The organism is Lentzea albida, from assembly GCF_900111005.1.
Lineage (GTDB): Bacteria > Actinomycetota > Actinomycetes > Mycobacteriales > Pseudonocardiaceae > Lentzea > Lentzea albida.
The window spans coordinates 112,621-137,086 of record NZ_FOFV01000026.1 but is presented as its reverse complement, the minus strand read 5'-3'; the positions used below and the strand labels follow the sequence as shown (position 1 = coordinate 137,086).

The window sequence follows — 24,466 nt, the reverse complement described above, 5'->3', positions numbered from 1 at the left end:
TGAGGAGAGATTTCAGTGAGCACCGTCAGCGACAACGCATGAACGCAACTCCCGAAGATGCTTCAGTGATCGCGCAGCGACTGCACCTCGCCGCCGGCTTCCACTCGTCCGAACGCGACTGGGTCGTGGATCGCCTGGCCGCGCTCGGTTCCCGTCTGCGGTCGTACCGCGACGACGAGATCGAACTGGAGATCAGCCTCAAAGACCGCAAGGGCGTCGAGCAGCGCGTCATGCTGCAGTGCTGGATCAACCACGGCCATCGGCTGCACCTCGTCGCCACCTCGTCCCAGCGAGAGCTTCCCGCGGCGCTCAACGAGGTCCGCGACGAACTGATCCGTCAGGTCGGCGAGACCAAGACCCGCACCGAGCCGCGCAGCAACCGCGCGCTGCGGTCCGTCCCGACACCACCCGAACTCGGCTAGCGGCACAGGCATCGGTCGGTCCGGCAACGCCCCGACATCAGAGCGCGTGATCGGGATGTGCCATTCAAGTGTCCGTGAGGCGAGTAGGCACTTTCCGCAACATGACAGCGTTGGTGGACGAACTCGATTTGATCCCTGCTCGCGATCCCGGTCGTGTTCGTACTCGGCTTCGGGCTTCGTCCGCTGGGGTTCTGCACTGCCGATCCATAATGGACGATACGGGGGAGGCGGCGTGCCATGAGGTCGCGAGGTCGTCATCACGAACCGGAGGAGCTGCCCGCCGATGATCGCACCAAGGGGCGTCAGGACGCGCAGGGGCGACACGCACACGCTGATCCCTGCTGCCCATTGTTGCCCTTCGCCACGGCGTTGACATTCGACCCCGCAGCTGGAGCAGCGTAGGATGAGGTTACCGAAGGCATGTCGTAGCACCGGCGGTCAAGCTGGTGCCGCCTTGGGCGCATCAGGAAGCCCGGCTGGTTCAGCTGGAGGCGGGAGCGCCGAGATGACCTCGGATCTGCTCTGCGCTACTGCGGCGTTGACCGTACGACACGGTCTGAGGCTGCCATTGAAACCAGACGCGATGTCCGACAGGCACTTTCCGGGGGCTGGCGACCGTTGTCGACCGACCCGGCCATCGATGTCCCTGCGCTCGTCGCTCCGGCCAAGCGACCCTGGTGACACCGGAGTCGTGCTCAAGACCGGCTCCCGGCTTGTAGGGGGCAGCCCGGTGGCGGACATCCTGGGCGCGATGTCGGTCGCATTCATGGATAACTACTCGTCCACCGCCAGTATCACCGTCGCTCGGTCACACGCGTCACCTGCGCCTCCGTGGCCGAGCCCGCAGGCCGATCGCCAGCACCGTCATACCTGAGCAGCTGCTGCGCTGCAGGCAGGTGGTGAATCAGGCCAGAACGGCGACGCGCTGTGCGGTCGAACAGCTCGAGATTTGCGAGACGCAGCGTGTGGCGTCGGCGGGCTTGGTTCGTCGGATGTACAGGTCGCGGAGTTCTGGGTATTCCTGGGTGTGCAGTCGTCAGTTCGATGATCGGGGCGAGCTCGATGTGGTCGAGCCTGAAAGCACAGATGGAGACGGTGCGCGACACGCGGGCGATGGCGTGGGAGTCAGTGCAAGCGCGCGCAACGAAGGGCGGACGACCTCAGTAGCGAAGCGACGCACTGACTTCAGTCTCGGGCGCGTCCTGCGGCCGCCGTTCAGGCTTCGGGTGTGAACGACGGTGTGCGGCGACTTCTGCTCCCACTACACCGATCCCACGTGCGCTCGCCACTGCGGCCGGATCAACATCTGCGCATGACTGGTCTGGGGCTTCGGGAATCTTCCCGAACGACTTCGCTTGTCCCGCAAGGGAGGTGCCACAGAGGATTCGTGCGAACACGATGAGGTGTAGGGTTGTGTCTGTGGGGCAGATGCGCTTTCGCACTTCCCAATCCCTCGCGCCGTGTAGCCACTTCGGCTTCAGCGCGGGACGCGAAGAAAGTCGGAACCATGAGAAACCAGAACATGTCGCGTCCCGAAACGGTGGACGAGCTGTTCAGTCATCCCGAAGAACACCACTCACTCGCAAAATCCGGTTCCCCCGACGAGCAGCTGTCCTGCGTGAACCTCTTCCTCGAACCTGTGCAGGAACCGCGAAGTACAGCCTGAAACGCCGGTAATTCATTGCCCGGCAACAGAGGCGCACACTCCACAAAGGATCGGAAGGCGCATGCCCGACACTCGTGAAGGCGTGGCAATCGTCGCCCAGCGCCTACGCCTCGCCACCGGATTTCTCTCATCCGAACGCGGCTGGGTCTCGGAACGCCTGGCTGCGCTCGGCCTGAGGTTGCGGTCATTCCGCAACGACGAGGTCGATCTGGAAATCAGCCTGAAGGACCGTCAGGGCGCAGAGCAGCGAGTCACCCTGGAATGCTGGATCAACTGCCGGCCCCGCCTGCACTTCATCGCCACGTCCTCGTCGCGCGATCTGTCCGCGGCGCTGGGCGAGGTTCGCAACGAGCTGATCCGGCAGGTCGACGAGGCCGAGAAGCGCACTGATCCACGCAGCAACCGCACACTGAGGTTGGTGCCCGGATTGCCCGACAGCGACTAGGGCCACGCGGCCGGCACGGATGCTCAGACGGTTGACGTCCGGACGTGCTGAGCGGGGCGGCGCAGGCACCCTGCGGCTGGCTGCGCATTCAAGCGTCGTCACCGCCAGGCCGGGGCGCAGTCCTTCCCTGCGGTCGTACCGCGACGACCAGATGCGCTGTGGTCCGTCCCCGCCACTCGAACTCGGCTAGAGGCGTGCTGGCGCGTGGTGCGGCTGTGTGCGGAGTAGCGTTGGAATCATCGATGGACCTGCAGGCGCAGAAGAACACCCCGTGACGGGTTCTGCTCGGGTCGGTGGGAGGATCCGAGCGGGCGCCGCCGTGGTGTCGGCCGTTCTCGTGCTGCTCGCGGCCGTCCTGGCGATACTGCTAGGTGTCTCAGAGGCTGGCGTGGCGCTGCTGGGTGTTCTCGCGTGGCTGGTCGCGCTGGCGGCGCGAGTGCCGGCGCTCGCCTCCGCTGGCAGGCTCCGAGATCCGGAACGCAGCCGCACGATCCTCGCGGCAACCTCAGCGGTCACGGACGAAGGCGTCCGGCTCGCGTTCGTGCTGGTCGTCGTCAGTGGATCCGCTTCCGCGCTTTGGGCGGGCTTCGGTTGGGCGCTGGCAGAGCTCGTTTTCGTCGTCGCCACGCAGCTGGCGCAGTTCAGCTGGCCCATCGGACGCCAAGCGGCGGAACAGCTGAGGTCGCAGGGCGGGTTCATCAGCACTCATCCCGCACATGGTGGTGTCCGCGGCATCACGGCGACCTCGTTCCACCTCGGCGCCACGCTGCTGCTGGCCGCGGGACCGTGGTGGGTGTTGGTCACCGCCTCCGCACACGCCGCGGTGAACCTGGTGTTCGCCCGATGGGCTCGCCGGCGACTGGTGTCAGTCGAACATGCCGCCGACGTTAGAACCTCTAATTAGACTGGGGCGGATCCGCGACGTGCAGCCAGGCCGAGCTGGCTGCTGCAGAGATGTGGACCGAGTGCACTCGCGGTCCCTGGAAGCACCGCGAGTGCCACGACCGGTAGCCGTGGCCGGCGCCGGCCCACCGTCAGATCCGTGGCGTACCGCTCCGTTTCCGGTAGACGCGCGACCCGGGCCGGCAGCGTTCCCCTGGAGTGTCGGGTACGGCGACACCGCGATGCCGTGTCGGGTCGATACAGATCGTGGCGCCCTCCACGTCAACTGGTCGGGCCGACGAGCTTCCAGCCGTCCTGCCACGGCCATCCGTTGCTGATGTTGAGCCTGATGTTCAGCGTCGCCATCGCCTCCAGTGCCCTTGCCATGATCAGCCCGCCGGCGTCAATCGGCCGGAACCCCATCGAGGCGACCAGGTCCAGGATCGTCTGCTTGGCCTGCTCGTCGTCGCCCGCGACGAAACCGTCGAGCTGCACGCCGTCGACAACCGGGTCCGCCTGACGCGCGGCCAGCACGGTGTTGAAGGCCTTGACCACGTGGGCCGCGGGCACCAGGGCTGCGGTGGCCTCGGCGTTGGACGTCCCGTCGAGCTGCTGTGGATCCATCCGGTTGGTGACGTCGACGACGATCTTGCCGTCGACTGCCCGGCCGAGCTCGTCCAGGACCGGACCGACCGTGTCGGAGGAGACGGCGAGTACGATCACCTGCGCGGCATCCGCGGCGGTCCGGTTCGAGCCGGCCGCGGTGGCGCCGGTTGCGTCGGCCGTGGCCTTGGCCGTCTCGGCGTCGACGTCACTGACCCAGACTGCATGCCCCGCGCGCACCATCGTCGAGGCCAGCGCCCGTCCGACGGTGCCCGCTCCGATCACCGCGATATCCATACCTTGTACATTGCTCGGCAGACCGTCCGCCGTCCTCGGCCCGGTGGGTCCATCCGTTGCCTCTCCAACCGGCCTGGTGGGTCGGTGCCATGGCGGGCCTGAGAGGCTGTTCACCGGATGCGAGTCCTCTTGGTTCGCCGTGGCCAACCCTGGCCTGGCCCCGATGCCGGGCACCCGTGAGGTACATCGATCGTCGCGTCAGACCGATCTGAGGACATCGACCAACGATGTGGTGGGCCGGCCGATGAGGGTGCCCAGGGTCGGGTCGACGAGATCGAGCGCCCCCTCGGCGATGCTGGTGTCGATCACCGCGACGAAGGCCGCGGTCCCCTCGTCGACGCCGGCTTGCACCATGGCGGCAACCAGGTCGGCCGCCGCGACCGGCCGATAGACGACCGCGCGGCCGATGACCTGCCCGAATGCGTTGGCGATGTCGGCGTAAGACAACGCGGCGTCGCCGGTGAACTCGTAGACCTTGCGCTCGTGCCCGCCGGTGGTGAGCACCGTGGCGGCGCCGTCGGCGAAGTCCCTGCGCGCGGCAGCGGCGACCTTGCCCTCGCCGGCCGCGGCAGTGAGTACGCCGGACTCGGTGATCGCCGGCAGCTGGGCCAGGTAGTTCTCGTGGTACCAGTTGTTGCGCAGCACGGTGTGGGCGAGGCCACTGGCCGCGAGGTAGTCCTCGGTCTGCCGGTGCTCCGGGGCGAGCGGACTGCTGCTCTCGGTGGCCTTGGTCATGCTGGTGTAGGCGAGGTAGGGAACGCCGGCGGACGCGGCGGCGTCGATGACGTTGCGGTGCTGGGCGAACCGTCGGCCGACCTCGCTGGACGAGATCAGCAACACCTTGTCGAGGCCGACGAGCGCCTTGCCGAGTGCGTGGGCGTCGGCGTACTCGGCCTGTGCCGCCCGGAAAGTCATCGCCGCTCTGAGCAGTGATGTTATTCCGGCTGCGAGCATGTTCGGGTGATCGTTTCGCTGTTGTACAAGGTGGTCTGCAAGCTGATGTCTGTCCCTGCCATGCTGCTTCGCAGTGAGGCAGCCAAGGACGCGGAGCTTCTCGTGCTGCGGCACGAGAACGTCGTGCTTCGTCGGCAGCTGACCGGGCCGGTCCGTTATGAGACCGCGGACCGGTTCTGGTTCGCTGCGCTGTCGAGACTGGTGGACCGCTCGCACTGGAAGGTGGTTTTCCCGGTTACTCCTGGGACGTTGCTCGGCTGGCATCGCAGGTTCGTCGCTTGGAAGTGGGACTACAGCGCACGTCGGCGGACCGGGCGTCCCTCCACCCAGACGGCGATCAGGGCGCTCGTGCTCCGGCTTGCCAGGGAAAATCCACGGTGGGGACATCGGCGGATTCATGGCGAGCTGGTTCGGCTTGGTCATCGCATCGGCGCCTCGACAGTCTGGGAGGTGTTGAACCGCGCGGGTATCGATCCGGCACCTCGGCGAGGCGGTCCGACCTGGCGGGAGTTTCTGACCGCGCAGGCTGAAGGCATCATCGCGGCTGACTTCTTCCACATCGACACCGTGCTCGGCGCACGTCTGTACGCGCTGGCGTTTCTCGAACACGGCACCAGGCGTCTGCACATCACCGGCGTCACCGCCCATCCGACACGGAACTGGACGGTGCAGCAGGCGAGGAACTTGACCGGCGAGCTCGGAGCGCGCATGGAGTCTCTCCGGTTCCTGCTGCGTGACCGCGACGGCAAGTACGGCGACGCGTTCGACGCCGTATTTGAGGCAGAGGAACTGCGTGTGATTGCGACCGCGCCGCGAGCTCCTCGGATGAACGCGCATTGCGAACGGGTCATCGGCAGCATCCGCCGCGAGGTTCTCGACCACGTCCTCATCATGGGAGAAAGCCATGCGCGTCGAGTACTCGCGGCCTACCAGACGCACTACAACGAACACCGGCCTCACCAGGCCCGCGACCAGCTACCACCAGACGCTCACGAGCACCTCCGAGTGGCGCATGATCTTGACGTCTCTGGCCGTCGACCCGTCCGCACGCGGATCCTCGGTGGGGCGATCAACGAGTACCGATATGCAGCTTGAGCGGCAGCGATGACTTTCCGGGCGTCACAGGACGGCGGTCCGCATCCGAATCCGCGCAAGTCAGCGGAGGGCTACCGGTTGCGGGTGCTCGCGATCGACGACGAGTCTGCATGGGTCGTCCAGCGCATCTTTGCCGAGTACTTGAGCGGCATGGGGGACCGGGCCATCGCCAACGGACTCAACCGGGACAGGATTCCGTGTCCGTCCGCGCGACGACCGGATCAGAACAAACATCGGCCTGGAGACGGCTGGCAGGGCAGCACCGTGCGGGCGATCCTGGAGAACCCTCGTTACACCGGCTATGCGTTCTTCGGGCGCTCCACGAAGTACGAGACGCTGCTCGATCCCGACGACGTATCGGCCGGTCACGTCGTGCGGTTCCGCAAGGCCAGTCCAGACCGGGTGATCCGGTCGCGCAATCCGGCGCATCCAAAGATCGTGGAGATTGAGGACTTCACGGCGGCTCAGCTCCTGCGGAAGTCGAAGGGCAGCCTGCGGACCGCGCGGAAGACGGAGCGGTCCGGGCGGGTGGTCAAACACCGCTACCTGTTCCGCGGTCGTATCCGGTGCGACATCTGTGGGCGGAAGATGGAGGGCAGCCCACGTAAGAAGGCGATGTATTACCGGTGCCCGGCGCGCACATTGGCTCCGGGATCTCCTGTGCTCGCGTCACATCCCGGAGCGGTCTATTTGAGAGAGGACGCTCTGCAAGACGCAGTGAATGGCTGGCTGGGGCATGTCTTCGATCGGAAGAACCGCGATCGGACCGTTGCCGCGTTGATGGATTCGCAAGAGCCTGTCATCCAGATTGGTCGTGATGCTGCGAAGAAGCGGCTCGCTGAGGCGGAAGCCAAGCTGACCAGGTTCCAGAACGCCATCATGGCCGGCGTGGACCCCGCGGCGCTGGTCGAGGTGATCAACGAGGCACAGGCGGAGAGGCTGGCGTCACGGGCGGCTCTGGACAACGTCCCAGCACCGGTGGAGGTGGACGTCGCCGAGATTTACGCGGCGATCGACTCGATAGGAGACGTCAGCGCGGCGCTGCGAGGTCACGCGCCGACGAGACTGGAAGAACTGTACGAAGCGATAGACCTGCAAGTCCGGTACAAGCAAAACCCCCACGAAGCTGATGTTTCCATCAACCCCGTGGGGGTGAATAACGCTCGTGTCCGAGGGGGGACTTGAGTTCCCATACGTAGCACGCTTGCGCAGCTCGGGTGTTCATGCGCTAATGGATAGCTCGAACTCAGTATAGAGGGCCAGTCTGCACTAATCAATCTTTCGGGCTGATCTGTATCGACTGGAGCAAGAACTTTCGCGGCGACCTTTTCGGCCGCCCGCTTATCTGGAATCAGGCCCATCTGCGCTGGGCGCGGAGTGAGTACGAGCGGTACTACAGCGAGCAACGAGCCCGCCGATTGCTCGCCGACGCGGCACCCCTGCGGGGCCGGCCTCAGCCTGGCGAACCCGCTCAGATCGAACGCCGCATCATAGACCGACATGATCTTCTCGACTGAGTCATCCGCGAGTATTACCATGTGTCTTGACCTGCATGGACGTAGTTTTCGGCACCCGCAAGGTCAGTTCGCGACGTCGTTCGATCCCGTTCTCGCGGACGCCGGCATCGACGTCGTGAAGGTCTCACCGCGATGTCCACGGGCCAACTGCTACGCGGAACGGTTCGTCGGCACCGTCAGGCGAGAGCTCATCAACCGGCTGCTCATCATCAACGGGCGGAACCTGATGTCAGTGCTGAACCGCTGTGTGGCTCACTACAACCACCGACTGCCACACAGAGCGCGGGAGCAAGCCCCACTACGACCCGATTACCCGCTCATAGAGTCAGGTTGTGGGTCCGTTCGTCGTCGGCGAGTATTCGGCGGCTTGATCAACGAGTACGGACCTGCGGCGGCCTGAAGCGCAGGTCAGACCGCCGGGCCTGGTTTTGACACCCCACAAGGTATCGCACAACAGTGCCCGGAAGGCATGAGTGGCCAAATTCCTCTGCAGGCGGTGCGCCTGGGAGTTCGAGTTCACCACGCCGCTGATCATTCGGGGTGTCAAGATCTTCTTGGGTCGCTGTAATGCCGAGGACGCGGCCGTCTTGGCCGGGATGCAGCTCCGGATCTGTCGATCTGTGCAGGGCTGACGTGACATCGATCGGGGGTTGTAAGTGCCCTGAGGTAACGGTTTGTGTCCGAATCGAGGTTGCATAGCCACCTGTTCAGCGATTGCCCGCAGACCAAACCCGGCGGAGCATTTTTGGTGTTCGGCGCACGCACTCCAGAAGGTTCGTACCTGGCGCGCCGCGATCTGTTGAGCCGCAACGCAGCCTGGAGGCTGACCATGCGCAACGCCCAAGTTATGGTCCATCTGGGACGGTGGTGACCGTGGCCGAGTTGTACTTCCCCTTTCCCGTTCACGCTGACATCGGGCACGACGAGTACGACCGGGAGGCCGCGGAGTGGCTTTCCCTGCACTGCGAACTGGCACCTGATCGGCTGGAAGCAGTCTCAGGCTCACGAGTCGCCGCGATGTTCGCGTTCTCGGCGGCATCGGCTCTTTCTGAACGGATCGAGGTCCTCACCAGGTGGTCCTTGGTGAACTTCCTCATCGATGACGTTATCGAAGCAGCACCGATCGAGCAGGCCACGGTCATAGCCTCCGTGTGCCGACGGATATGGGACAACCCGGCCTCATCCGTGCCAGACATGCCGATCGTCGCCGCGTTGCGGCAGAACACCAGTACGTTGCTGACGATGGCAACTCCTGTGCAACGGCAGCGTTTGAGGGCCGCACATCAGGAGTATTTTTCCTCGCTGGTCGCCCAGCACCTGGTGGACGCGGCGCCGCAACCGCCGTCGGTTGAGGTTCACACCTTCATACGTGAGATGACTTCAGGTATGCCTGGATTCTCGGCAGTGGCGGAGTTCGTCACCGGGATGGACATTCCCGAGGATGAGTACCACAGTCCGCAGGTGCGTGCGTTCGCTCAGGCCGTCCATCTCGCGGTCGGCTGGGTCAACGACGTCTGCGCCTATACGAAGGACATCCGGGAGGGCCACCAAAACAACGTGGTCGCTGTGCTGGCCGCCCGTTCCGGCAGTGATACGCGGAAAGCCTTTGACGACGCGGTGGCAATAATCAACAAGGCCTACTACGTCGTGGACGAGCTCTCGCATGTGCTGTTGCGCGAGGGAAGCCCTGGGCTGTGCGGCTATGTACGTCTCCTGCTGCGCAAGCAAGGCGCGTTTGTGCCGTGGCACCTGAACTCCCCGCGGTACGCGGACACGACGGTCGGAGAGTCCCTGACCATCACCACTACAGCGCCCCCGGACGTCCACGTGCCTCCGGACATCTCGTCGATCGCCTGGTGGTGGGATCACCTTCCCGTGCGGGACGCGGCATGAGCGCGCACGAGCAGGACGAGGCGCTGCGGATGCTGCGCCGCTACTCCACCACTTGGTACGAACCAACTGTGTCCATGCCGCCAGGACTGCTCGAAGCGACTGCGGGGACCTACCTGTGCCTGCGCGCCACCGACGAGATCGAGGATCACCCGGACCTCAGCGCGCAGGACCGGAGCGTTCTGCTGGAAGGTGTGGCACGGACGCTGGAGGAGTCTCTCACCCGTCCCCGCTTGGATCACGTGTTCGCTCCGCACCGGGAAAGTCTTCCCGACGTCACATTGCGCATGGCCGAGTGGGCCGCCTTGATCCCGGCCGGGATCCGGCCTCGGGCGCTGGACACCGTCGCGGTCATGGCCGCCCGCATGGCTTCCTGGTGCCGGCCTGGCGTGACCATCCGTACCGAGCAGGACCTCAACCGCTACACCTACGCCGTGTCCGGTTGTGTCGTGATGACGTACAGCGATCTCTGGTCCTGGTACGACGGAACCGACACCGACCGCATCGACGGGCTGCACTACGGCCGGGCCCTGCAAGCGGGCAACATCTATCTCGACCGCGAGACCGATCTCGCGCGCGGGGTGAACTACTGGCCGGCGGGCTGGCACGAGGCTGAGATGCTCGGCTACATCCAGAGCAACCTCGACGGCGCGCGGGCCTACGTCGCGGCCATGCCCGACACCAGCCCGGCCCGCCGCTTCTTCGGCCCACCCCTGCAGTTGTACCTCAGCAAGCTGGCGAAGCTGCCGCAGACCAGCTACGCGCGTTGAACCCTCCCACGCTCGTGTGCGAGGCGGCAATCGGTGCCGTTCCGCACACGAGCGGGAGAAAGCAGCGGGGTCGAGTGGCCGGCTTCTGTGTTGGCCGATCACCTCGACGCATCTCGTCGCAACGATCACTGAAAGGCTTTGGTGGCAGAAAGCATTCCGCTCGGGTGACCGGGACCCGGTCCGGTCAGGAAAGGCGTTTCTGGTTGCCCAGCAGCGTGGTGGCTGCGATGCCGGCCAGCACGACCGCGGCCAGCACGAACATACTGATTCGCATTCCGTCCACGAAGGACAGTCGCGCGGCTGTCATGAGAGCTTGCCCTGCCGGGCCTGAATTCGATGCGACGACCAGCGCGCCGACGAGGGACTCTTCGGCGGCTTCTCGCGCGTCGGGCGGGAGCTGTGCGGCGGCCGAGGTGACCGAATCGCTGTAGACGGCTGAGAGCACGCTGCCGACGAGCGCGATGCCCAGTGCAGCGCCGATTTCGCGGGTAGCGTCGTTGACCGCGGAGGCGACGCCGTACTGAGCCGGTGGGACGTTGTCGAGGATCGCGCTCGTGGCGGCCGGGGCCGTCACGCCGATGCCTGCTCCGAGGACGCAGACGGCGACGGCGAGTGAGAGGTAGTTGCTGTTCGCGTCGAGTTGACCGATCAGCACCATTCCGGCGATGACGACGGCTAGGCCCGCGCAGGTCACCGTGCGCAGTCCGAAGCGGCGGACGAGCGGTGCTGACAGCAGTGAGAGCGGGAACAACGTCACCGCGATGGGCCACAGCGCCAGTCCGGACTTCAGCGCCGAGTAACCCTGCACCAGTTGCAGGTACTGCGCGAGGGCGAAGAACATGCCGAACCCCGCGGTGAACTGGACCGTCACCGAGATCGAGCCGGTCGCGAACGCGGCGTTGCGGAACAGGCGCATGTCCAGCAGCGGTGCGGTCGATCGCAGTTCCACCATTACGAACAGCCCGAAGAGCACGAGACCGCCCGCGATCGACCCGAGCACCAGGCCGTGGTCCCAGCCGAGGTCGGCCACGCGCAGGACACCGAACACAAGGGTGCCGATCGCCGCCGCACTCAGCACAGCGCCGATGATGTCGAACGCGCGCGGGTCGCGGTCGTGTGATGTCGGCACGGTGAGGCTCGCAACCGCCAGAGCCACAGAGATAACCGCGGGAGCCAGGAACACCGAGCGCCACGAGAAGTGCTGCAACAGCATCCCGGCGAGCACGAGCCCACCCAGGCCACCGAGGCCCGCCACAGCCGCCCACAGGCCGATGGCCCGCCCTCGCCGCTGAGGCGGGAAGCTGGCGTTGATGATCGACAGCGTGGCGGGCATGATCATCGCGGCACCGAGTCCGGTGACCGCTCGGGTGCTGATCAGCCACGCCGGTGTCTCGACGAACATCGGCGCCGCGCTCCCCAGAGCGAAGACGATCAGACCGGCCACGAGGACACCGCGCCGTCCGTGCCGGTCGCCTAGCGCTCCAGCGGCTAGCACGAGCGCGGCCAGCACCAGTGTGTAGACGTCGACGATCCAGGTCTGCTCGGCCTGACTTGCCCCGGTGTCCGCGCCGATCGCGGGCAGTGCGGCGTTGACGATCGTAACCATCGCGATCACGAGGCCCACGGCCGTGCACATCAACACGACGGTCCACGTCCGGAGGGCCGCGGACAGCTCGACAGGCTTCAGTTCTGTGCGCACGGATCGAGGCTACGAGCGTTTCACGAACCCGGCGGCGTCATGATTTCCCGCCGCGTGCCGCGGTGGGCACGGTTTCGTCGGACGACCTAGTGAGTTCTCGTTCTGTTCCATGCACGCGCTCCTGTCACGAGTTATGGTGAATCTGCCTTGTACTGCAGCGGTTTTCGGTGGTTGCGGGGGCTGAGTCAGGCGGGCGCGGGCTGGCCTGCCGTGGTGAGCGCGAGAGCGTGTTCGAGGAGGGTCTCGACGATCAGGTGTTCGGCGACGGTGTCGACGATCTCGCCCTTGACGAAGATCTGGCCCTTGCCGTTGCCCGCCGAGACACCGAGGTCGGCTTCGCGTGCCTCGCCGGGACCGTTGACCACACAGCCCATGACCGCCACTCGCAGCGGGTGCGGGAACCCGTCGAACGCGGCCTGGACCTGTTCGGTCAGCCGGTAGAGGTCGACCTGCAGACGGCCACAGCCAGGACACGACACGATCTCCAGCCGCCTCGGCCGCAGTCCCAAGCTCGCCAAGACGTGCGCACCCTCGATCACCTCCTGGACCGGTGGCGCTGACAGGGAGACGCGGATGGTGTCGCCGATGCCCTCGGAGAGCAGGACACCGAACGCGACCGCGGACTTGATGGTGCCCTGCGGTGGCGGGCCGGCCTCGGTGACGCCCAGGTGCAGCGGGTAGTCGCACTTCGCGGCGAGCAGACGGTAGGCGGCGATCACGACGAGTGGATCGTGGTGCTTGACGGAGATCTTGATGTCGCCGAAGCCGTGCTCCTCGAACAACGAGCACTCCCACAACGCCGACTCCACCAGCGCCTCCGGGGTGACACGGCCGTGCTTGGCCAGCAGCCGCTGGTCCAGGGAACCGGCGTTGACCCCGATCCGGATCGGCACCCCGGCTTGCGCCGCGGCCTGGGCGATCTCGCCCACCTTGTCGTCGAAGCGCTTGATGTTGCCGGGGTTGACCCGCACGCCGGCGCACCCGGCGTCGAGCGCGGCGAAGACGTACTTCGGCTGGAAGTGGATGTCGGCGATGACCGGGATCGGAGACTTCGCGGTGATGGCGGGCAGAGCGTCGGCGTCGTCCTGGGAGGGCACAGCGACGCGGACGATGTCGCACCCAGCTGCGGTCAGCTCGGCGATCTGCCGCAACGTCGCGTCGACATCGACGGTGACCGTGGTGGTCATCGACTGGACGCTGACCGGGGCTCCGTCGCCCACCGCGACCGTTCCCACCTGAAGCCGGCGGCTGGGACGCCGCAGCAGCTGCTGATCGATGCTCATCGAAGACTCCCGGACAGTGCGGTGCCGGCGGGCGTGGTCTGCTCGGCCACCAGCCGCCGACAGGTTTCGGCGATGGCGGCGCCGGTCAGACCGGTCTGGCTCAGCAACTCCTCGCGGCCAGCGTGCGCGAGGAAATCGGTGGGCAGTCCGAGGACGTGAGTGCGGGTGGTGGTGATGGCCTGCGCCATACGGGTTCCGACGCCGCCCTCGGCGATGCCGTCCTCCACGGTCACGATGAACTGGTGCCGGGCGGCCATCGCGACCAGCGCGGGGTTGATCGGCCAGATCCACCGTGGGTCGACCACGGTGACCCCGATGCCCTCGCCGGTGAGAGACTCCGCCGCCAGCAGACACTCCGGCGCCAGCGCACCTATCGATACCAGCAGCACGTTCAGCGGGAGGTTGCGGCTGCGGTACAGCACGTCCAGGCCGCTCATCTGCGCCAGTGCGGTCATGTCCTCGCCGACGACAGCTTTGGGGTAGCGCAACGCAGTCGGCCCCTTGACGTCGAGGGCTTCGCGCAATAGCTCGCGCAGCCGCTGCGGATCGCGTGGACAGGCGATGCGCATGCCGGGCACGGCGGCGAGCAGGGCGAGGTCCCACATGCCGTGGTGCGACGGGCCGTCCGGCCCGGTGATCCCGGCCCGGTCGAGCACGACGGTCACCGGGAGTCGGTGCAGGGCGACGTCGAGCAGGAGCTGGTCGAAGGCGCGGTGCAGGAACGTCGAGTACAGGGCGACCACCGGATGCGCTCCGCCGGTGGCCAGTCCGGCTGCGGACGCCAGCACGTGTTGTTCGGCGATGCCGGAGTCGATCACCGCGTCGGGCCGCGCCTGGGAGAGCGCGCCCAAGCCGGTGGGCAGCCGCATCGCCGCCGTCAGCGCCACCACGTCAGGACGGGTCCTGGCCACAGCGTCGAGCTCGGCTCCGAAGACGTCGGTCCACATCCTTTTGTTAGGACGGGAAGGGAACCCGGTCGCGGGATCGATCACGCCGCACGCGTGCATCCGATCGTCCTCATCGGACTCGGCAGGTGGGTAGCCGTGTCCCTTGGCGGTCACGCAGTGCACCACCACGGCCCGTCCGGTAGCGGTGGCCTCGCGCAACACGGCGGAAATTGCGCCGATGTCATGCCCGTCCACCGGACCGAGGTAGGCGAAACCCAGTGACTCGAACAGGTTTCCCGCCGTGGTGTCCCCGCGGCGCAGCCGGTCGAGGTGCACGGAGAGGCCGCCGACGGTGGGGTCGTACGAGCGGCTGTTGTCGTTGATCACCACGATCACCGGATGCCCGGCTGTGGCGAGGTTGTTCAAGCCTTCCCAGGCCACTCCGCCTGTGAGCGCGCCGTCGCCGATGACGGCGACCACCCTGCGGCCGGAGGAGCTGTCGCGGGCGATCGCCTTGGCGATCCCGTCCGCCCAGGCGAGGCTGACCGACGCGTGGGAGTTCTCCACCCAGTCGTGTACCGACTCGGCTCGGCTGGGATAGCCCGAGAGTCCGCCTGACTGGCGCAGCGTGGAGAACCCGGCGGCACGATCGGTCAGGATCTTGTGGGCGTAGCACTGGTGACCGGTGTCGAACACCATAACGTCGCGCGGTGAGTCGAACACCCGGTGCAGGGCGATGGTCAGTTCGACCGTGCCGAGGGCAGCACCCAGATGCCCGCCCGTCGCAGCGACGGAGTCCACGAGGAACTGGCGCATCCGCGAGGCCAACTCGTTGAGTTCGCGGTCGTCCAGCCGGAGCAGAGCGGTCCGCGAGAAGTCGTTCAGGTTGTTCATGTTCACCTAACCTGGGCCGGAAGCCCGAATCGAATCGTTTCCGTGGTGACCGTCCGCTCGGTGACGGTGACGGGCCCCTGCGCCCGCAGGAACTCGACGACCTCGTTGACCAGGTGCTGGGGCGCCGATGCCCCCGCGGTCAGCCCGATGGACGCCGCGTCCGCCAACCACTCCGGGCGTATCTCGGTGACGTCCTCGATCAGATGAGCCTGCGCGCCGGCGCGGCGAGCGACCTCGACCAGCCGCACCGAGTTCGACGAGTTCGCCGACCCGACCACCAGCACCAGGTCCGCCTCGGCCGCGATCGCGGCCACTGCCTGCTGCCGATTCGTCGTGGCGTAACAGATGTCGTCGCTAGGCGGACCGACCAGGTTCGGATACCTGGCCCGCAGGCCATCAACGATCTCGGAGGTCTCGTCCACCGCCAGCGTGGTCTGGGTCAGGTAGGCCACCCGACCTCCGTCCGCGATGTCCACGGCGCCGACATCCTGTGCGGACTGGACGAGCTTGATCGCGTCCGGCGGAGCATGACCGAGGGTGCCGTCGACCTCCTCGTGGCCCGCATGTCCCACCAGCACCACCTGCACACCGTTGCGGATCAGCCGACGGGCCTCACCGTGGACCTTCGCCACCAGCGGACAGGTCGCGTCGACCACTTCCAGTCCGCGCCGCGCGGCTTCGGCCCGCACAGCGGGAGCGACACCGTGCGCGGACAACACCACCACCGCTCCCTGCGGAGGCGGCTCGGGAATCTGATCGAGCTCATCGACAAACACCACGCCCCGCCCTTCAAGATCAGCGACGACGTGCGCGTTGTGCACGATCTGCTTTCGCACGAAAACCGGCGCCCCGGAACGCTGTTCGACGACGCGCTCGACGATCTCGATCGCCCGCTCGACACCTGCGCAGAACGATCGAGGTCCCGCCAGGACGACTTTGCGCGGAACGGTGACGGACATGGTTAAACTCCTTGAAACTGTAAGGAAGGCCCCGTACCGCGTGGGTGAACGCGCACTTGGGGGCAGTCATCAGCGCGCGGATGATCCTCTATTGACCAGCACGCCACCGGTAAAGCGATTACTTGATCATCAGCTCGACGCGAAATATGCTCACTATTGCGGATTCGCAAGCAGGTAACAGTGAGCGGCGGAATCTTCAGCCCGGCTCGCTAGGAGATGCCGGCAATACTCGCTCACTGTCCGCCCTGCCGTGATCGACCGGCGACCAGACGCACGGAAAGATCAAAGCAATGATCAACATCACTCGGTTGCCTCAACGCTTTTGCGTAAAGTGAATGACTCCGGGAGATCATGCGCTGCTTTCTCAACGCGCTTCGCGTACAGCATAACCCGGTGCAGTCGGTAAGAGGTAGCACACGAAAGTGTGTTTATCTCGCGATGAGCGACACTGAGTGCCCAGGTTTGCAAGTTGTTTCGATCAAGGGCGAATCTTGATCTATAAGTGATTGAAGCGGCCTGACTCCCTGTGGATCGACTGAGCTGACCGACCCAACCAGCTGATCATGTACTGGTGCGAGCATGACGTGATGTATGCAGATTTTGATCGAAATCGGGGAATGATCATCTCCGTTTGAACGTGCGGTCTGCTGCTCCATCTGGATGTGGAGATCACTCGGATCGGTGATCTGTCGATGACGGCGTCGCACTGAAAGAGATGGTCAAGAGCACACCAAAGAAGAGCTGCGCGACTTCGCCGCGATCGTCGTGACGACCGGCAGAAGTTTCCGCACAGCTGGACGACGCGATGGTGAAAGACCGCCCTGGCCGACGTTCGCCGCACTGACGCCGGTGGTCCGTTCGCCGAGCCCAGCAGCGTCGAGGCCGATCCAGTCGACATCGACGGGCTGTGCTTGGTCAAAGGCTTCGCTCAGAGAGCACGACCTCGAAGGGCCGCCGATCGAGACGGAGGCTACGCCGAGCGGTTCGTCGGCACCGTACGGCGAGAGCTCACAGACCGGCTGCTCATCATCAACGAGCGTCACCTGAAATCAGTGCTGTACCGCTACGTGTCCCACTACAACCACCGACGGCCACACAGAGCGCGGGACCACACTCCGCCGCAACCGGATCGCCCCTTCGCAGGGCCAGGTTGTAGATCTGTACGTCGTCGGCGAGTGCTCGGCGGCTTGATCAACGAGTACGAACCTGCAGCTGCTTGATCCGCAGGTCAGGCCCGTAGGTCGAGGTTTCGGCACCCCACACGCACTCGAGTCGAGAGTGACGAGGAGGGGTAGAACGGGTCGAAAGTCTGCGGCCACGACGTGCTGTTCGGCAGTTTTTAAGCCTCAGACCAGGCCGATCGACAACACAGCGAATCCGTCGTCCATCGCGACAGCGATCATGCCCTCACGATAGGCCGCGACCGCGTGTACAGGTGTCGCTACTTTTATCGACTTCAGGTGTGCCTGGGTGACGGGGTCCCATAGGCGCACCGTCCCGTCGAGGCTGGCGGTGGCGACGAGCGTGCGGCCATCGGGCAGTGGTACCGACACCACCGACACGAGCCAGCTGATGTGGCCGGTGAGTCGGTCTCCCACGCGCAGACCGGTGGCCGGGTCCCATAGGCGCACTGTCTGATCCCAACCGGAGGTGGCGAGCAGAGTTCGGCCGTCAGGCACCGGCACCGCAGCCACGAAAGACCCCATGCTGGTGTCGATGGTGAGTGGGGCACCTACCGGTCGGCTGGTGAGCGGGTCCCACAGGTGCACTGTCTGATCGCGACTGGAGGTGGCAACCAGGGTGCGGCCGTCGGGTATTGGAACCGCTGTCACCGTCGTCGCCGAGCCGGTGTGGCCGGTCGGCAGTTTGCCCACCTGCTGACCTGTGGCCGGGTCCCACAGAAGCACTGTCAGATCGTGGCTGGCGGTGGCGAGGAGGGTGCGGCCGTCGGGTACTGGCACCGCCGTCACCTTTATCCACGAATTGGGATCGCCGATGAGCGGGTCACCTACCGACTGACTGGTGAGCGGGTCCCACAGGCGCACTGTTAGATCGTCGCTGGCGGTGGCGAGGAGGGTGCGGTCATTGGGCAATGGCACCGCCGTCACCGTCCTCACCGAGCCGGTGTGGCCGGTGAGCGGGTCACCTACCGGCTGGCCTGTGGCCGGGTCCCACAGGCGTACTGTCTGATCCTCGCTACCGGTGGCAAGCAGAGTGCGGCCGTCGAACAGTGGTATTTCGGCTACCGCCCTCACCGTTTCGGTGTGGCCAGAGACTGGGGCACCGACAGCATTGTCGGTGACGAGGTCCCACAGGCGCACCGTCTTGTCTGCGCTGGCGGTAGACAGAAGCGTGCGGCCATCGTGAAGCGTTGCGATCGCCACGGCTTCTACCTGTTTGGTGTGGCCGCTAAGTGATCAGTTCAGAATGAGTTTGCGCAGGCAGATGATCGAGCAGGCAAGACTGAGCATGGCTTGGTGGACGTCGGCTCGTCGTTCGGTGCGCACGCGGAGTCGCCGGAAGCCTTTGAGCCAGGCGAAGGTGCGTTCGACCGGCCAGCGGACAGTGCCCAGGCCGGAGCCGTGTTCGACGCCGCGGCGGGCAATGACGGGCGTGATGCCGCGGGCTCGGACCATACGCCGGTACTTGTCATGGTCGTAGCCGCGGTCGGCGTAGATTCGCCGTGGCCGGCGGCGTGGTTTGCCGACCACGCCGCAGATCGGTGGGATGGCGTCGATGAGCGGGATCAGCTGGGTGACGTCGTTGCGGTGCCCGCCGGTCAGGGTGACGGCCAGCGGGATGCCGGTGGCGTCGGTGATCAGGTGGTGCTTGGAACCGGGCTTGCGGCGGTCGACCGGGCTCGGCCCGGTGTGGTCCCCCCTTTGAGGGCGCGCAGGTGGGTGGAGTCGACCAGAGCAGCGGACAGGTCCAGCAACCCGGCGGCGCGCAGTTCGGCGAGCAGTCGCTCGTGTAGTTGCTGCCAGACGCCGGCCTCGTGCCACTCGGTCAACCGCCGCCAGCAGGTCGAACCCGAAGCACCAAACAGAGCGGTGGGCAGCCGGTTCCAGCCGATGCCCGTGCGCACCGCGTAGAGGATGCCTTCCAGCGCAGCACGGTCGTCGGCACGCCTGCGACCTGGATAGCGGAAACGCCTCGGGGCCATCGGAATCAACGGTTCCAGCCGAGCCCAGAGCTCGTCGGTCAAGACCTCCTCACGCACACAGTGATCTTGGAATGTCCTGTCCCGCAGGCAAAGCCGACACGCCAGCTCATTCTGAACTGAGCACTAAAGGCCGGTCGTGCCGAGCCGATGAGTCGCGGTCACCACTACGCGACCTGGCGTTGCTGTCTAGGGGTGGGCTAGATTTCCGCGATCCTGCGGAAGAGCTTGTGTGGCGCCGCCGACCCAGACGGTTCCGTTGATGTCTTCGGTGATGGTGATGTCGCCCGCCCGGCCCAGCCGACGTCCTTGCGATACCCGGTACGAGCCGGTGACAGTGCGGGTGCGGGTGCGCCATTGGGCGATGCGAGCTTCATACCGCCTCAGACCGGGGCCTCGGGAACACCGGCGCCGGGCGCGAATGTGCGCACCTCGTACCTGTGCTCGGCGCCGTCCGGGTGGGCGCCTACCCCGCCGACCATCGCGCGGGGATCCGCGTGTTCTCCCGGCCTGACGCATCAACACACCTCTGCTGCAGCCCGATCCGTCGGTCTGCGCCACTCTCCCGCACACAACAGAACCGCGGCAACGAACTGCTGATCCGCGCCGCGATGGAACGACCAGGCGCCTGTGCGGCGACGGGATAGTGTCGAACACCATGCGGGCGAGCAGGACATGCGTTTTCATCAGCTTTCGTGGGAACGACGGCCAGTGGGCCGCGGTGGCGGTCGACGGGCATGCTCGTGCCCGGTTCGGGGACGTCCAGATCTTTCGATCGAGCCGATCGATCGGCCCAGGTGAGGTCTTTCCGCCGGAGCTCGTAGAGGCCGTCGAGAGCTCGCGCGTTGTGCTCGTGGTCGCAGGTCGTGACTGGCTGGGCGTACGCGAGGACGGCACACGCCGGGTTGATGACGAGGACGACTGGGTGCGCAGGGAAGTGCGGCTCGCGTTCGCTGGAGGAAAACGCGTGGTCGTGGTGCGGTTCGACGACGCGCCGCGAATGGGCGACCTCCTGCTGCCCGATGACATCAAAGGGCTTGCGCTCGTGCAGGACTGGGTGATCACTCCCAAGAACGTCGACGCGCAACTCGCCGACCTGATGCAAAGGCTGTTCGAAATGGAGCCCGAGCTCCGGATCGGCGCGGCAGACGGGTTGAAGGGCGTGGACCAGTGGTGGTCCCGCTGGTCCATGGCGACACGCCCGCCTCTCCCGGTCGAGCTGCCGCTGGCCGGGCGAGCCGAGGAGGTCGCCGCACTCGGCCTGTGGCTGGAAGGCCCGCCAGGCGAGCTGACACTTCGGTGCAGAACGGCTGTAGAGGGGATCGCATTCGTAGCGGGTGTGCTCGACACCGAGAGCACAGCTGTTCGCGCGGTCGTCGTGGAGTCCGAACAAGGTGCCGCGTACTGCCACGGGTTGCCGGTGCCACTTCTAGTGGTGGTTGCCACCACCGGAGCTGACGTCCAAAGCCTTGTTGCGCAGGGAATGCACGTCCTGGTCCTGCAGAACATCCACGAGTCCGACACAGGCGATGATGTTGTGACGTTGCCTCGGCTGCGTGCCGACCTGGCATACGAGGAATTCCTGCGCTCGGGGCTTCCCAGCCAACAAGCGCGCCGGTGTGCGGGGCTCGCGCGACGCAGCCTTTCGGTCCTGCGGACGACGCTCGCACCGGGGGAGCCCGCGCCGCCGTGGGCGACAGAGAACATGAACGGCTTGGTGCTGGCCGGCTCTTGGACCACCCGTGACGGCTACTCCGACCTGGACACCGTGGCCGCACTTCTGCTGAAGGAGACGCGCGAGGTAGAGGAGTTCGCCTTACGCGCGGCGACATCAGGCGAACCGCTCCTCCACCGATCCGGAACCCGATGGCAGCTGACCGATCCCGAAATGGGCTGGCTTGCCCTAAGGGCTGGCCTCACCACTTCGATCCTGCGTCGTTGGCACACGATGGCGGTCAGCGTGTTGAGCGAGGTCGATCCGCTACTTCACGCTCCGCTGAGCCAGTGGGTGCAGGCCAAGAGGCTGGGCACGGCCCAGGGCCGCTCTGACGACTTCAGGAAGGGCGTTGCTGTGGCTGCGGCCCTAATGGGCGGGGATCGCAGTGACCTGGTGCTGGCGAGCGGGCACAGGCCCCGTGATCACGCAGCCGAACTCGTGAGGGAACTCCTCGCACGGTGCAACGCCGATCGCACCGGATCGACATGGCACGCGGTGGCCTCGCAGACGCTCCCGCTGCTGGCGGAAGCCGCACCTGAAGAGTTTCTCGCGGGTCTCGCGAAGTCGCTGTCCGGCGCGAATCCGGTCATGGCGCAGGTGCTCGGTAGAGATGGCGGTGCCCGTGCCGGGCTCTTCGGGCCGCGAACGTACCTGTTGTGGGCCTTGGAAACGCTGTGCTGGACGCCGGACTACCTGCCGCAGGCAGTCCGCGTGCTGGCGCGGCTCGCTCAGATCACCGAGTTCGACGAACGCATTGGAGGCTCGCCGCTCGACACTCTGCGCCGGGTGTTCCAGCCTGGCTGGGCCTACACGTCGGCGACGCTCGAGTTCCGGTTCCAGGTGCTCGACGGACTGCGCACAAAACACCCGGAACTCGCGTGGAAGCTCCTGCTGGAACTGAGCGCCCCAGGTCTGGTTGGGCGTTGGCACCCCCGCACCCACGAACCGGAGTTCAGAGCCGACTGGCTGCCGAACGAACCCGGACCCGTTCCCGCCGAACAGGACGCGGCTTTCGGCGGTCTGTGCGAACGGGTACTGGCAATTCTACACACCGAGCCACACCGCTGGGTCGATGTCGTACCCGTGCTCGCCGACATGTACCTGCCGATACGCGGTCAAGCGGTGAAAGCGCTGACCACGGCGGAGCTGGACATATTGGAAGAGTCAGTGCGGTTACGCCTGTGGGAGGAGGTCGATAGGCATGTCCGCCTCCAACTCGCCTACCACGGTCTGACCGCCGACTCGGAGGTGGAGGTGCTGCGGGCGGTCGCGGCACGGATCGAACCCCGGGATCTCGCGGAGCGACACGCGTGGCTGTTCGACTGGCGGCCGCGGCTCGCGCGTGTCGACATACATGATCTGGAGGGCTACGACACTGAACTTGAGGCGTTGCGGTCGGCGGCGGTGAACGAGGCTGTGAGCGTGGGATTGTCTGCGTTGTGCGATCTGGCCGGTCGCAGCGTGCGTCCCGACGTCGTTGGAGAGCTGACGGCGCGAATCTCGGAAGATCGCTACCTCGATGAGGTTGTCCTCCTTCTGGACCATGGTGGACAACTGGAGGATTTCGCGCGCCGCTGGGTGGAGATCCGCGCTGCGATCGGCGGCGACCCGTGGCTGCGATCGACGAGCACGCGGATGACCACGTGGTCGGCACCTGGCCAGGCCGTGTTCCTGCTCGCCTTGTCGCGGTCCCACGACGTCCGCGAGTTGCTCGAGATCGCGGACAGGGAGGCCATCGACATCTTCTGGCGTGAGGTTGCCGCGTGGCCACCCCCGAGGTCGGACACCGCGTGGTTCGTTGAGGAACTGATCGCACACGGTCGCGCCTGGTCGGCGATCAGCTCGTTGGTGTATGCGCTTGAGTCAAGCGCGGAGTCGCGCTGGAACCCGTCCTCTGACCTCGTTGCCAAGGTGTTGTGGGCCGCTGTGTCGGACGATGTCGCGGAACGACCGGGTCAACTCGGACTGCACGACGCCGCTGATCTCCTGGATCACCTGACGAGCGTGGTCGGAGAAGAACCGGACGTGGTGCTGCTCGAGCTCGCCTACCGGCCTCTTCTGCTGCGAGACCGGGAAACGAAGGCTCTTTACTCGCGGGCTGAACGATTCCCGGAGGCGTTCGTGGAGTTGGTGCGCGTCTCGGAGTTCAGGGGCGAGCAGACAGTCTTCCAAGTGGCCGCCTACAGCGCGTTGCGCGACTGGCGATGGCGACCGGACGGGCACCTGGAACTTGACCGGGTCGCCGACTGGTTCCGCGAAGTCGAGGGGCTTCTCGAAGACGAGGACGACAGGCTCCGTCGGACGGCTCTCACCATCGTCGGTCACTATCTGTCCGGTGCTCCGGCCGGTGCGGGCGGCGTGTGGCCGGCCGAGGTGGTCCGGGACCTGCTAGATGAGCAGCAGGACGACGATGCACTCGCGGCAGGATTCGTCTCGGGCGTGTTCGCGAACCACGGCACCACTTTCCGCGCCGAATACGACGGCGGGATCCTGGAACGTCAACGGGCGTCCGAACTGGAGCGCGACGCGAAGTTGATCGCTCCGGCATGGCCAGGTGCTGCGGCCGTGCTGGTCAGGTGTGCGAAGCGGTTCGACCGCGTCGGCGGGGAGGGCGACAACGATGCTGAGGACACCCAGGACGAGTTCTGACGGCATCAGCTGTGCGGTTCTCCGGGGATCCGTTTCGTGTCGAGGAGGTCGAGTTCGACCTGGAGTGCCTCGGTGAGCACGTCCAGATCCGGCACGCGGTCGGGATCGGCGACCACGGTGACAGTGAGCATGCCGGCGTACGAGAGCGCCGCGAACGCCACGGTCCCGTTGCCCGTGGCGGCGGGCAACGGGATGAGGTCGACGACCGGCGTGCCACCCAGGTGTATGCCCTGGTCGGGCCCGCGCACCTTGGTCACGAACGTGTGCAAGCGTTGGTGGTCCATGAGCCAGTCCGCCACACCGAGCGCGTCCAACCTCGGCGAACGTCGCGGCCGGACAACTGGTGTTGTCGCAGAAGAACCGGCGCACCCGTAATCGCAGCACCACAGGCTGACCAGCCGCAGCGACATCGGCCAGCCCACGGTCATAACGACTGTGGACCCGGCGGGATCAGCTGCTGCAGGACGGGCAGACACCGTCCTGCGCCTTGACGCGCGCCCAGATCAGCACGCCTGATGCGGTCTGCTCGATCCGCTCGACCACCACACCCGCCAGGTGCGGCAGGAGCGCGTCCAACCACTGACGATCACACACCAAACATGATCACAAACCGTCGCCGCACACCTGATCCCGCGCACAGTCAGTTGATCACGCAATCATGGACAGAGCCGCTCGTT

General features: G+C 65.9%; 21 protein-coding genes and 1 pseudogene. 10 read left to right on the top strand and 12 right to left on the bottom strand.

The window, feature by feature from the left end; all coding sequences use genetic code 11:
* Nucleotides 1-65 precede the first annotated feature (65 nt).
* The 3 genes from BMY74_RS40880 to BMY74_RS40870 all read left to right on the top strand — a co-directional run bounded on the left by BMY74_RS40880 (nucleotide 66) and on the right by BMY74_RS40870 (nucleotide 3,437).
* Nucleotides 66-422 carry an HPF/RaiA family ribosome-associated protein gene (locus tag BMY74_RS40880; protein WP_245744155.1) on the top strand — a complete coding sequence of 119 codons (357 nt, stop codon included), beginning with the start codon at nucleotides 66-68 and terminating at the stop codon, nucleotides 420-422.
* A 1,727-nt stretch (nucleotides 423-2,149) separates the two neighbouring features.
* Entirely contained in the window at nucleotides 2,150-2,533 is a 384-nt protein-coding gene (locus tag BMY74_RS40875; RefSeq protein WP_089926798.1) for a hypothetical protein, read from the top strand.
* A 388-nt stretch (nucleotides 2,534-2,921) separates the two neighbouring features.
* Nucleotides 2,922-3,437: a hypothetical protein gene (locus BMY74_RS40870; RefSeq protein ID WP_143091926.1), complete on the top strand. Its 516-nt coding sequence runs from the start codon at nucleotides 2,922-2,924 to the stop codon at nucleotides 3,435-3,437.
* 260 nt (nucleotides 3,438-3,697) lie between these two features.
* Here the strand turns inward: BMY74_RS40870 and BMY74_RS40865 are convergent, their stop codons facing one another.
* Nucleotides 3,698-4,315 (bottom strand): NADPH-dependent F420 reductase, encoded by a 618-nt coding sequence (locus BMY74_RS40865; RefSeq protein WP_089926792.1) that lies wholly within the window; start codon nucleotides 4,313-4,315, stop codon nucleotides 3,698-3,700.
* A 198-nt stretch (nucleotides 4,316-4,513) separates the two neighbouring features.
* Nucleotides 4,514-5,269 (bottom strand): NmrA family NAD(P)-binding protein, encoded by a 756-nt coding sequence (locus tag BMY74_RS40860; protein WP_089926789.1) that lies wholly within the window; start codon nucleotides 5,267-5,269, stop codon nucleotides 4,514-4,516.
* A gap of 6 nt (nucleotides 5,270-5,275) precedes the next feature.
* Here BMY74_RS40860 and BMY74_RS40855 point away from each other — a divergent pair, with 6 nt between their 5' ends.
* From BMY74_RS40855 to BMY74_RS40835, 5 genes are all read left to right on the top strand, one after another.
* The gene (locus BMY74_RS40855; protein WP_089926787.1) at nucleotides 5,276-6,364 is read left to right on the top strand and encodes an integrase core domain-containing protein; all 1,089 of its coding nucleotides are present in this window, start codon (nucleotides 5,276-5,278) and stop codon (nucleotides 6,362-6,364) included.
* Between the two features lie 9 nt (nucleotides 6,365-6,373).
* Nucleotides 6,374-7,549 carry a recombinase family protein gene (locus tag BMY74_RS40850; protein ID WP_089926784.1) on the top strand — a complete coding sequence of 392 codons (1,176 nt, stop codon included), beginning with the start codon at nucleotides 6,374-6,376 and terminating at the stop codon, nucleotides 7,547-7,549.
* 315 nt (nucleotides 7,550-7,864) lie between these two features.
* Nucleotides 7,865-8,281, top strand: coding sequence for an integrase core domain-containing protein (locus tag BMY74_RS40845; RefSeq protein ID WP_089926782.1), 417 nt, complete (start codon nucleotides 7,865-7,867; stop codon nucleotides 8,279-8,281).
* 473 nt (nucleotides 8,282-8,754) lie between these two features.
* Nucleotides 8,755-9,774: a terpene synthase family protein gene (locus tag BMY74_RS40840; RefSeq protein WP_143091925.1), complete on the top strand. Its 1,020-nt coding sequence runs from the start codon at nucleotides 8,755-8,757 to the stop codon at nucleotides 9,772-9,774.
* A complete protein-coding gene (locus tag BMY74_RS40835; RefSeq protein WP_089926775.1) occupies nucleotides 9,771-10,541 on the top strand; it encodes a squalene/phytoene synthase family protein in 771 nt (256 codons plus the stop codon). Before BMY74_RS40840 ends, BMY74_RS40835 begins: the two co-directional genes overlap by 4 nt.
* A 184-nt stretch (nucleotides 10,542-10,725) precedes the next feature.
* Here BMY74_RS40835 and BMY74_RS40830 read toward each other — a convergent pair whose 3' ends face one another.
* The 5 genes from BMY74_RS40830 to BMY74_RS45510 all read right to left on the bottom strand — a co-directional run bounded on the left by BMY74_RS40830 (nucleotide 10,726) and on the right by BMY74_RS45510 (nucleotide 17,306).
* Complete coding sequence (locus tag BMY74_RS40830) at nucleotides 10,726-12,240, bottom strand: MFS transporter (protein WP_245786672.1); 1,515 nt, start codon at nucleotides 12,238-12,240, stop codon at nucleotides 10,726-10,728.
* 185 nt (nucleotides 12,241-12,425) lie between these two features.
* Nucleotides 12,426-13,523 carry a flavodoxin-dependent (E)-4-hydroxy-3-methylbut-2-enyl-diphosphate synthase gene (ispG, locus tag BMY74_RS40825; RefSeq protein WP_089926772.1) on the bottom strand — a complete coding sequence of 366 codons (1,098 nt, stop codon included), beginning with the start codon at nucleotides 13,521-13,523 and terminating at the stop codon, nucleotides 12,426-12,428.
* Nucleotides 13,520-15,304: a 1-deoxy-D-xylulose-5-phosphate synthase gene (locus BMY74_RS40820; protein WP_089926769.1), complete on the bottom strand. Its 1,785-nt coding sequence runs from the start codon at nucleotides 15,302-15,304 to the stop codon at nucleotides 13,520-13,522. Before BMY74_RS40820 ends, ispG begins: the two co-directional genes overlap by 4 nt.
* A gap of 2 nt (nucleotides 15,305-15,306) precedes the next feature.
* On the bottom strand, nucleotides 15,307-16,263 hold the full coding sequence (gene ispH / locus BMY74_RS40815; protein ID WP_089926767.1) for a 4-hydroxy-3-methylbut-2-enyl diphosphate reductase: 957 nt from the start codon (nucleotides 16,261-16,263) through the stop codon (nucleotides 15,307-15,309).
* A 719-nt stretch (nucleotides 16,264-16,982) separates the two neighbouring features.
* Nucleotides 16,983-17,306 carry a hypothetical protein gene (locus BMY74_RS45510; RefSeq protein ID WP_177230169.1) on the bottom strand — a complete coding sequence of 108 codons (324 nt, stop codon included), beginning with the start codon at nucleotides 17,304-17,306 and terminating at the stop codon, nucleotides 16,983-16,985.
* Between BMY74_RS45510 and BMY74_RS40810 the strand changes: the two genes are divergently transcribed.
* Nucleotides 17,283-17,483, top strand: a complete 201-nt coding sequence (locus BMY74_RS40810) for a transposase (protein ID WP_245786674.1) — start codon at nucleotides 17,283-17,285, stop codon at nucleotides 17,481-17,483. The two genes, BMY74_RS45510 and BMY74_RS40810, sit on opposite strands and share 24 nt — an antisense overlap.
* A 126-nt stretch (nucleotides 17,484-17,609) precedes the next feature.
* Here the strand turns inward: BMY74_RS40810 and BMY74_RS46920 are convergent, their stop codons facing one another.
* From BMY74_RS46920 to BMY74_RS40800, 3 genes and pseudogenes are all read right to left on the bottom strand, one after another.
* On the bottom strand, nucleotides 17,610-18,584 hold the full coding sequence (locus BMY74_RS46920) for a WD40 repeat domain-containing protein (protein WP_342718431.1): 975 nt from the start codon (nucleotides 18,582-18,584) through the stop codon (nucleotides 17,610-17,612).
* A pseudogene (locus BMY74_RS46915) lies at nucleotides 18,582-18,665 on the bottom strand (hypothetical protein); the annotation flags it as partial. The gene BMY74_RS46920 and the pseudogene BMY74_RS46915, both read right to left, overlap by 3 nt.
* 15 nt (nucleotides 18,666-18,680) lie before the next feature.
* Nucleotides 18,681-19,483, bottom strand: a protein-coding gene (locus BMY74_RS40800; protein WP_425434899.1) for an IS5 family transposase whose coding sequence is annotated in 2 segments (ribosomal slippage) — nucleotides 18,681-19,138 and nucleotides 19,138-19,483 — 804 coding nt in all. Because the reading frame shifts where the segments join, the coding sequence is not laid out codon by codon here.
* Between the two features lie 598 nt (nucleotides 19,484-20,081).
* Between BMY74_RS40800 and BMY74_RS40795 the strand changes: the two genes are divergently transcribed.
* Nucleotides 20,082-23,789 (top strand): toll/interleukin-1 receptor domain-containing protein, encoded by a 3,708-nt coding sequence (locus BMY74_RS40795; protein WP_143091924.1) that lies wholly within the window; start codon nucleotides 20,082-20,084, stop codon nucleotides 23,787-23,789.
* Nucleotides 23,790-23,794: 5 nt separating this feature from the next.
* Here BMY74_RS40795 and BMY74_RS40790 read toward each other — a convergent pair whose 3' ends face one another.
* Together BMY74_RS40790 and BMY74_RS46760 are read right to left on the bottom strand one after the other, a co-directional pair.
* Entirely contained in the window at nucleotides 23,795-24,073 is a 279-nt protein-coding gene (locus BMY74_RS40790; RefSeq protein ID WP_177230179.1) for a WS/DGAT domain-containing protein, read from the bottom strand.
* Between the two features lie 166 nt (nucleotides 24,074-24,239).
* Nucleotides 24,240-24,365, bottom strand: a complete 126-nt coding sequence (locus BMY74_RS46760; RefSeq protein WP_281245050.1) for a hypothetical protein — start codon at nucleotides 24,363-24,365, stop codon at nucleotides 24,240-24,242.
* Between the last annotated feature and the right edge of the window lie 101 nt (nucleotides 24,366-24,466).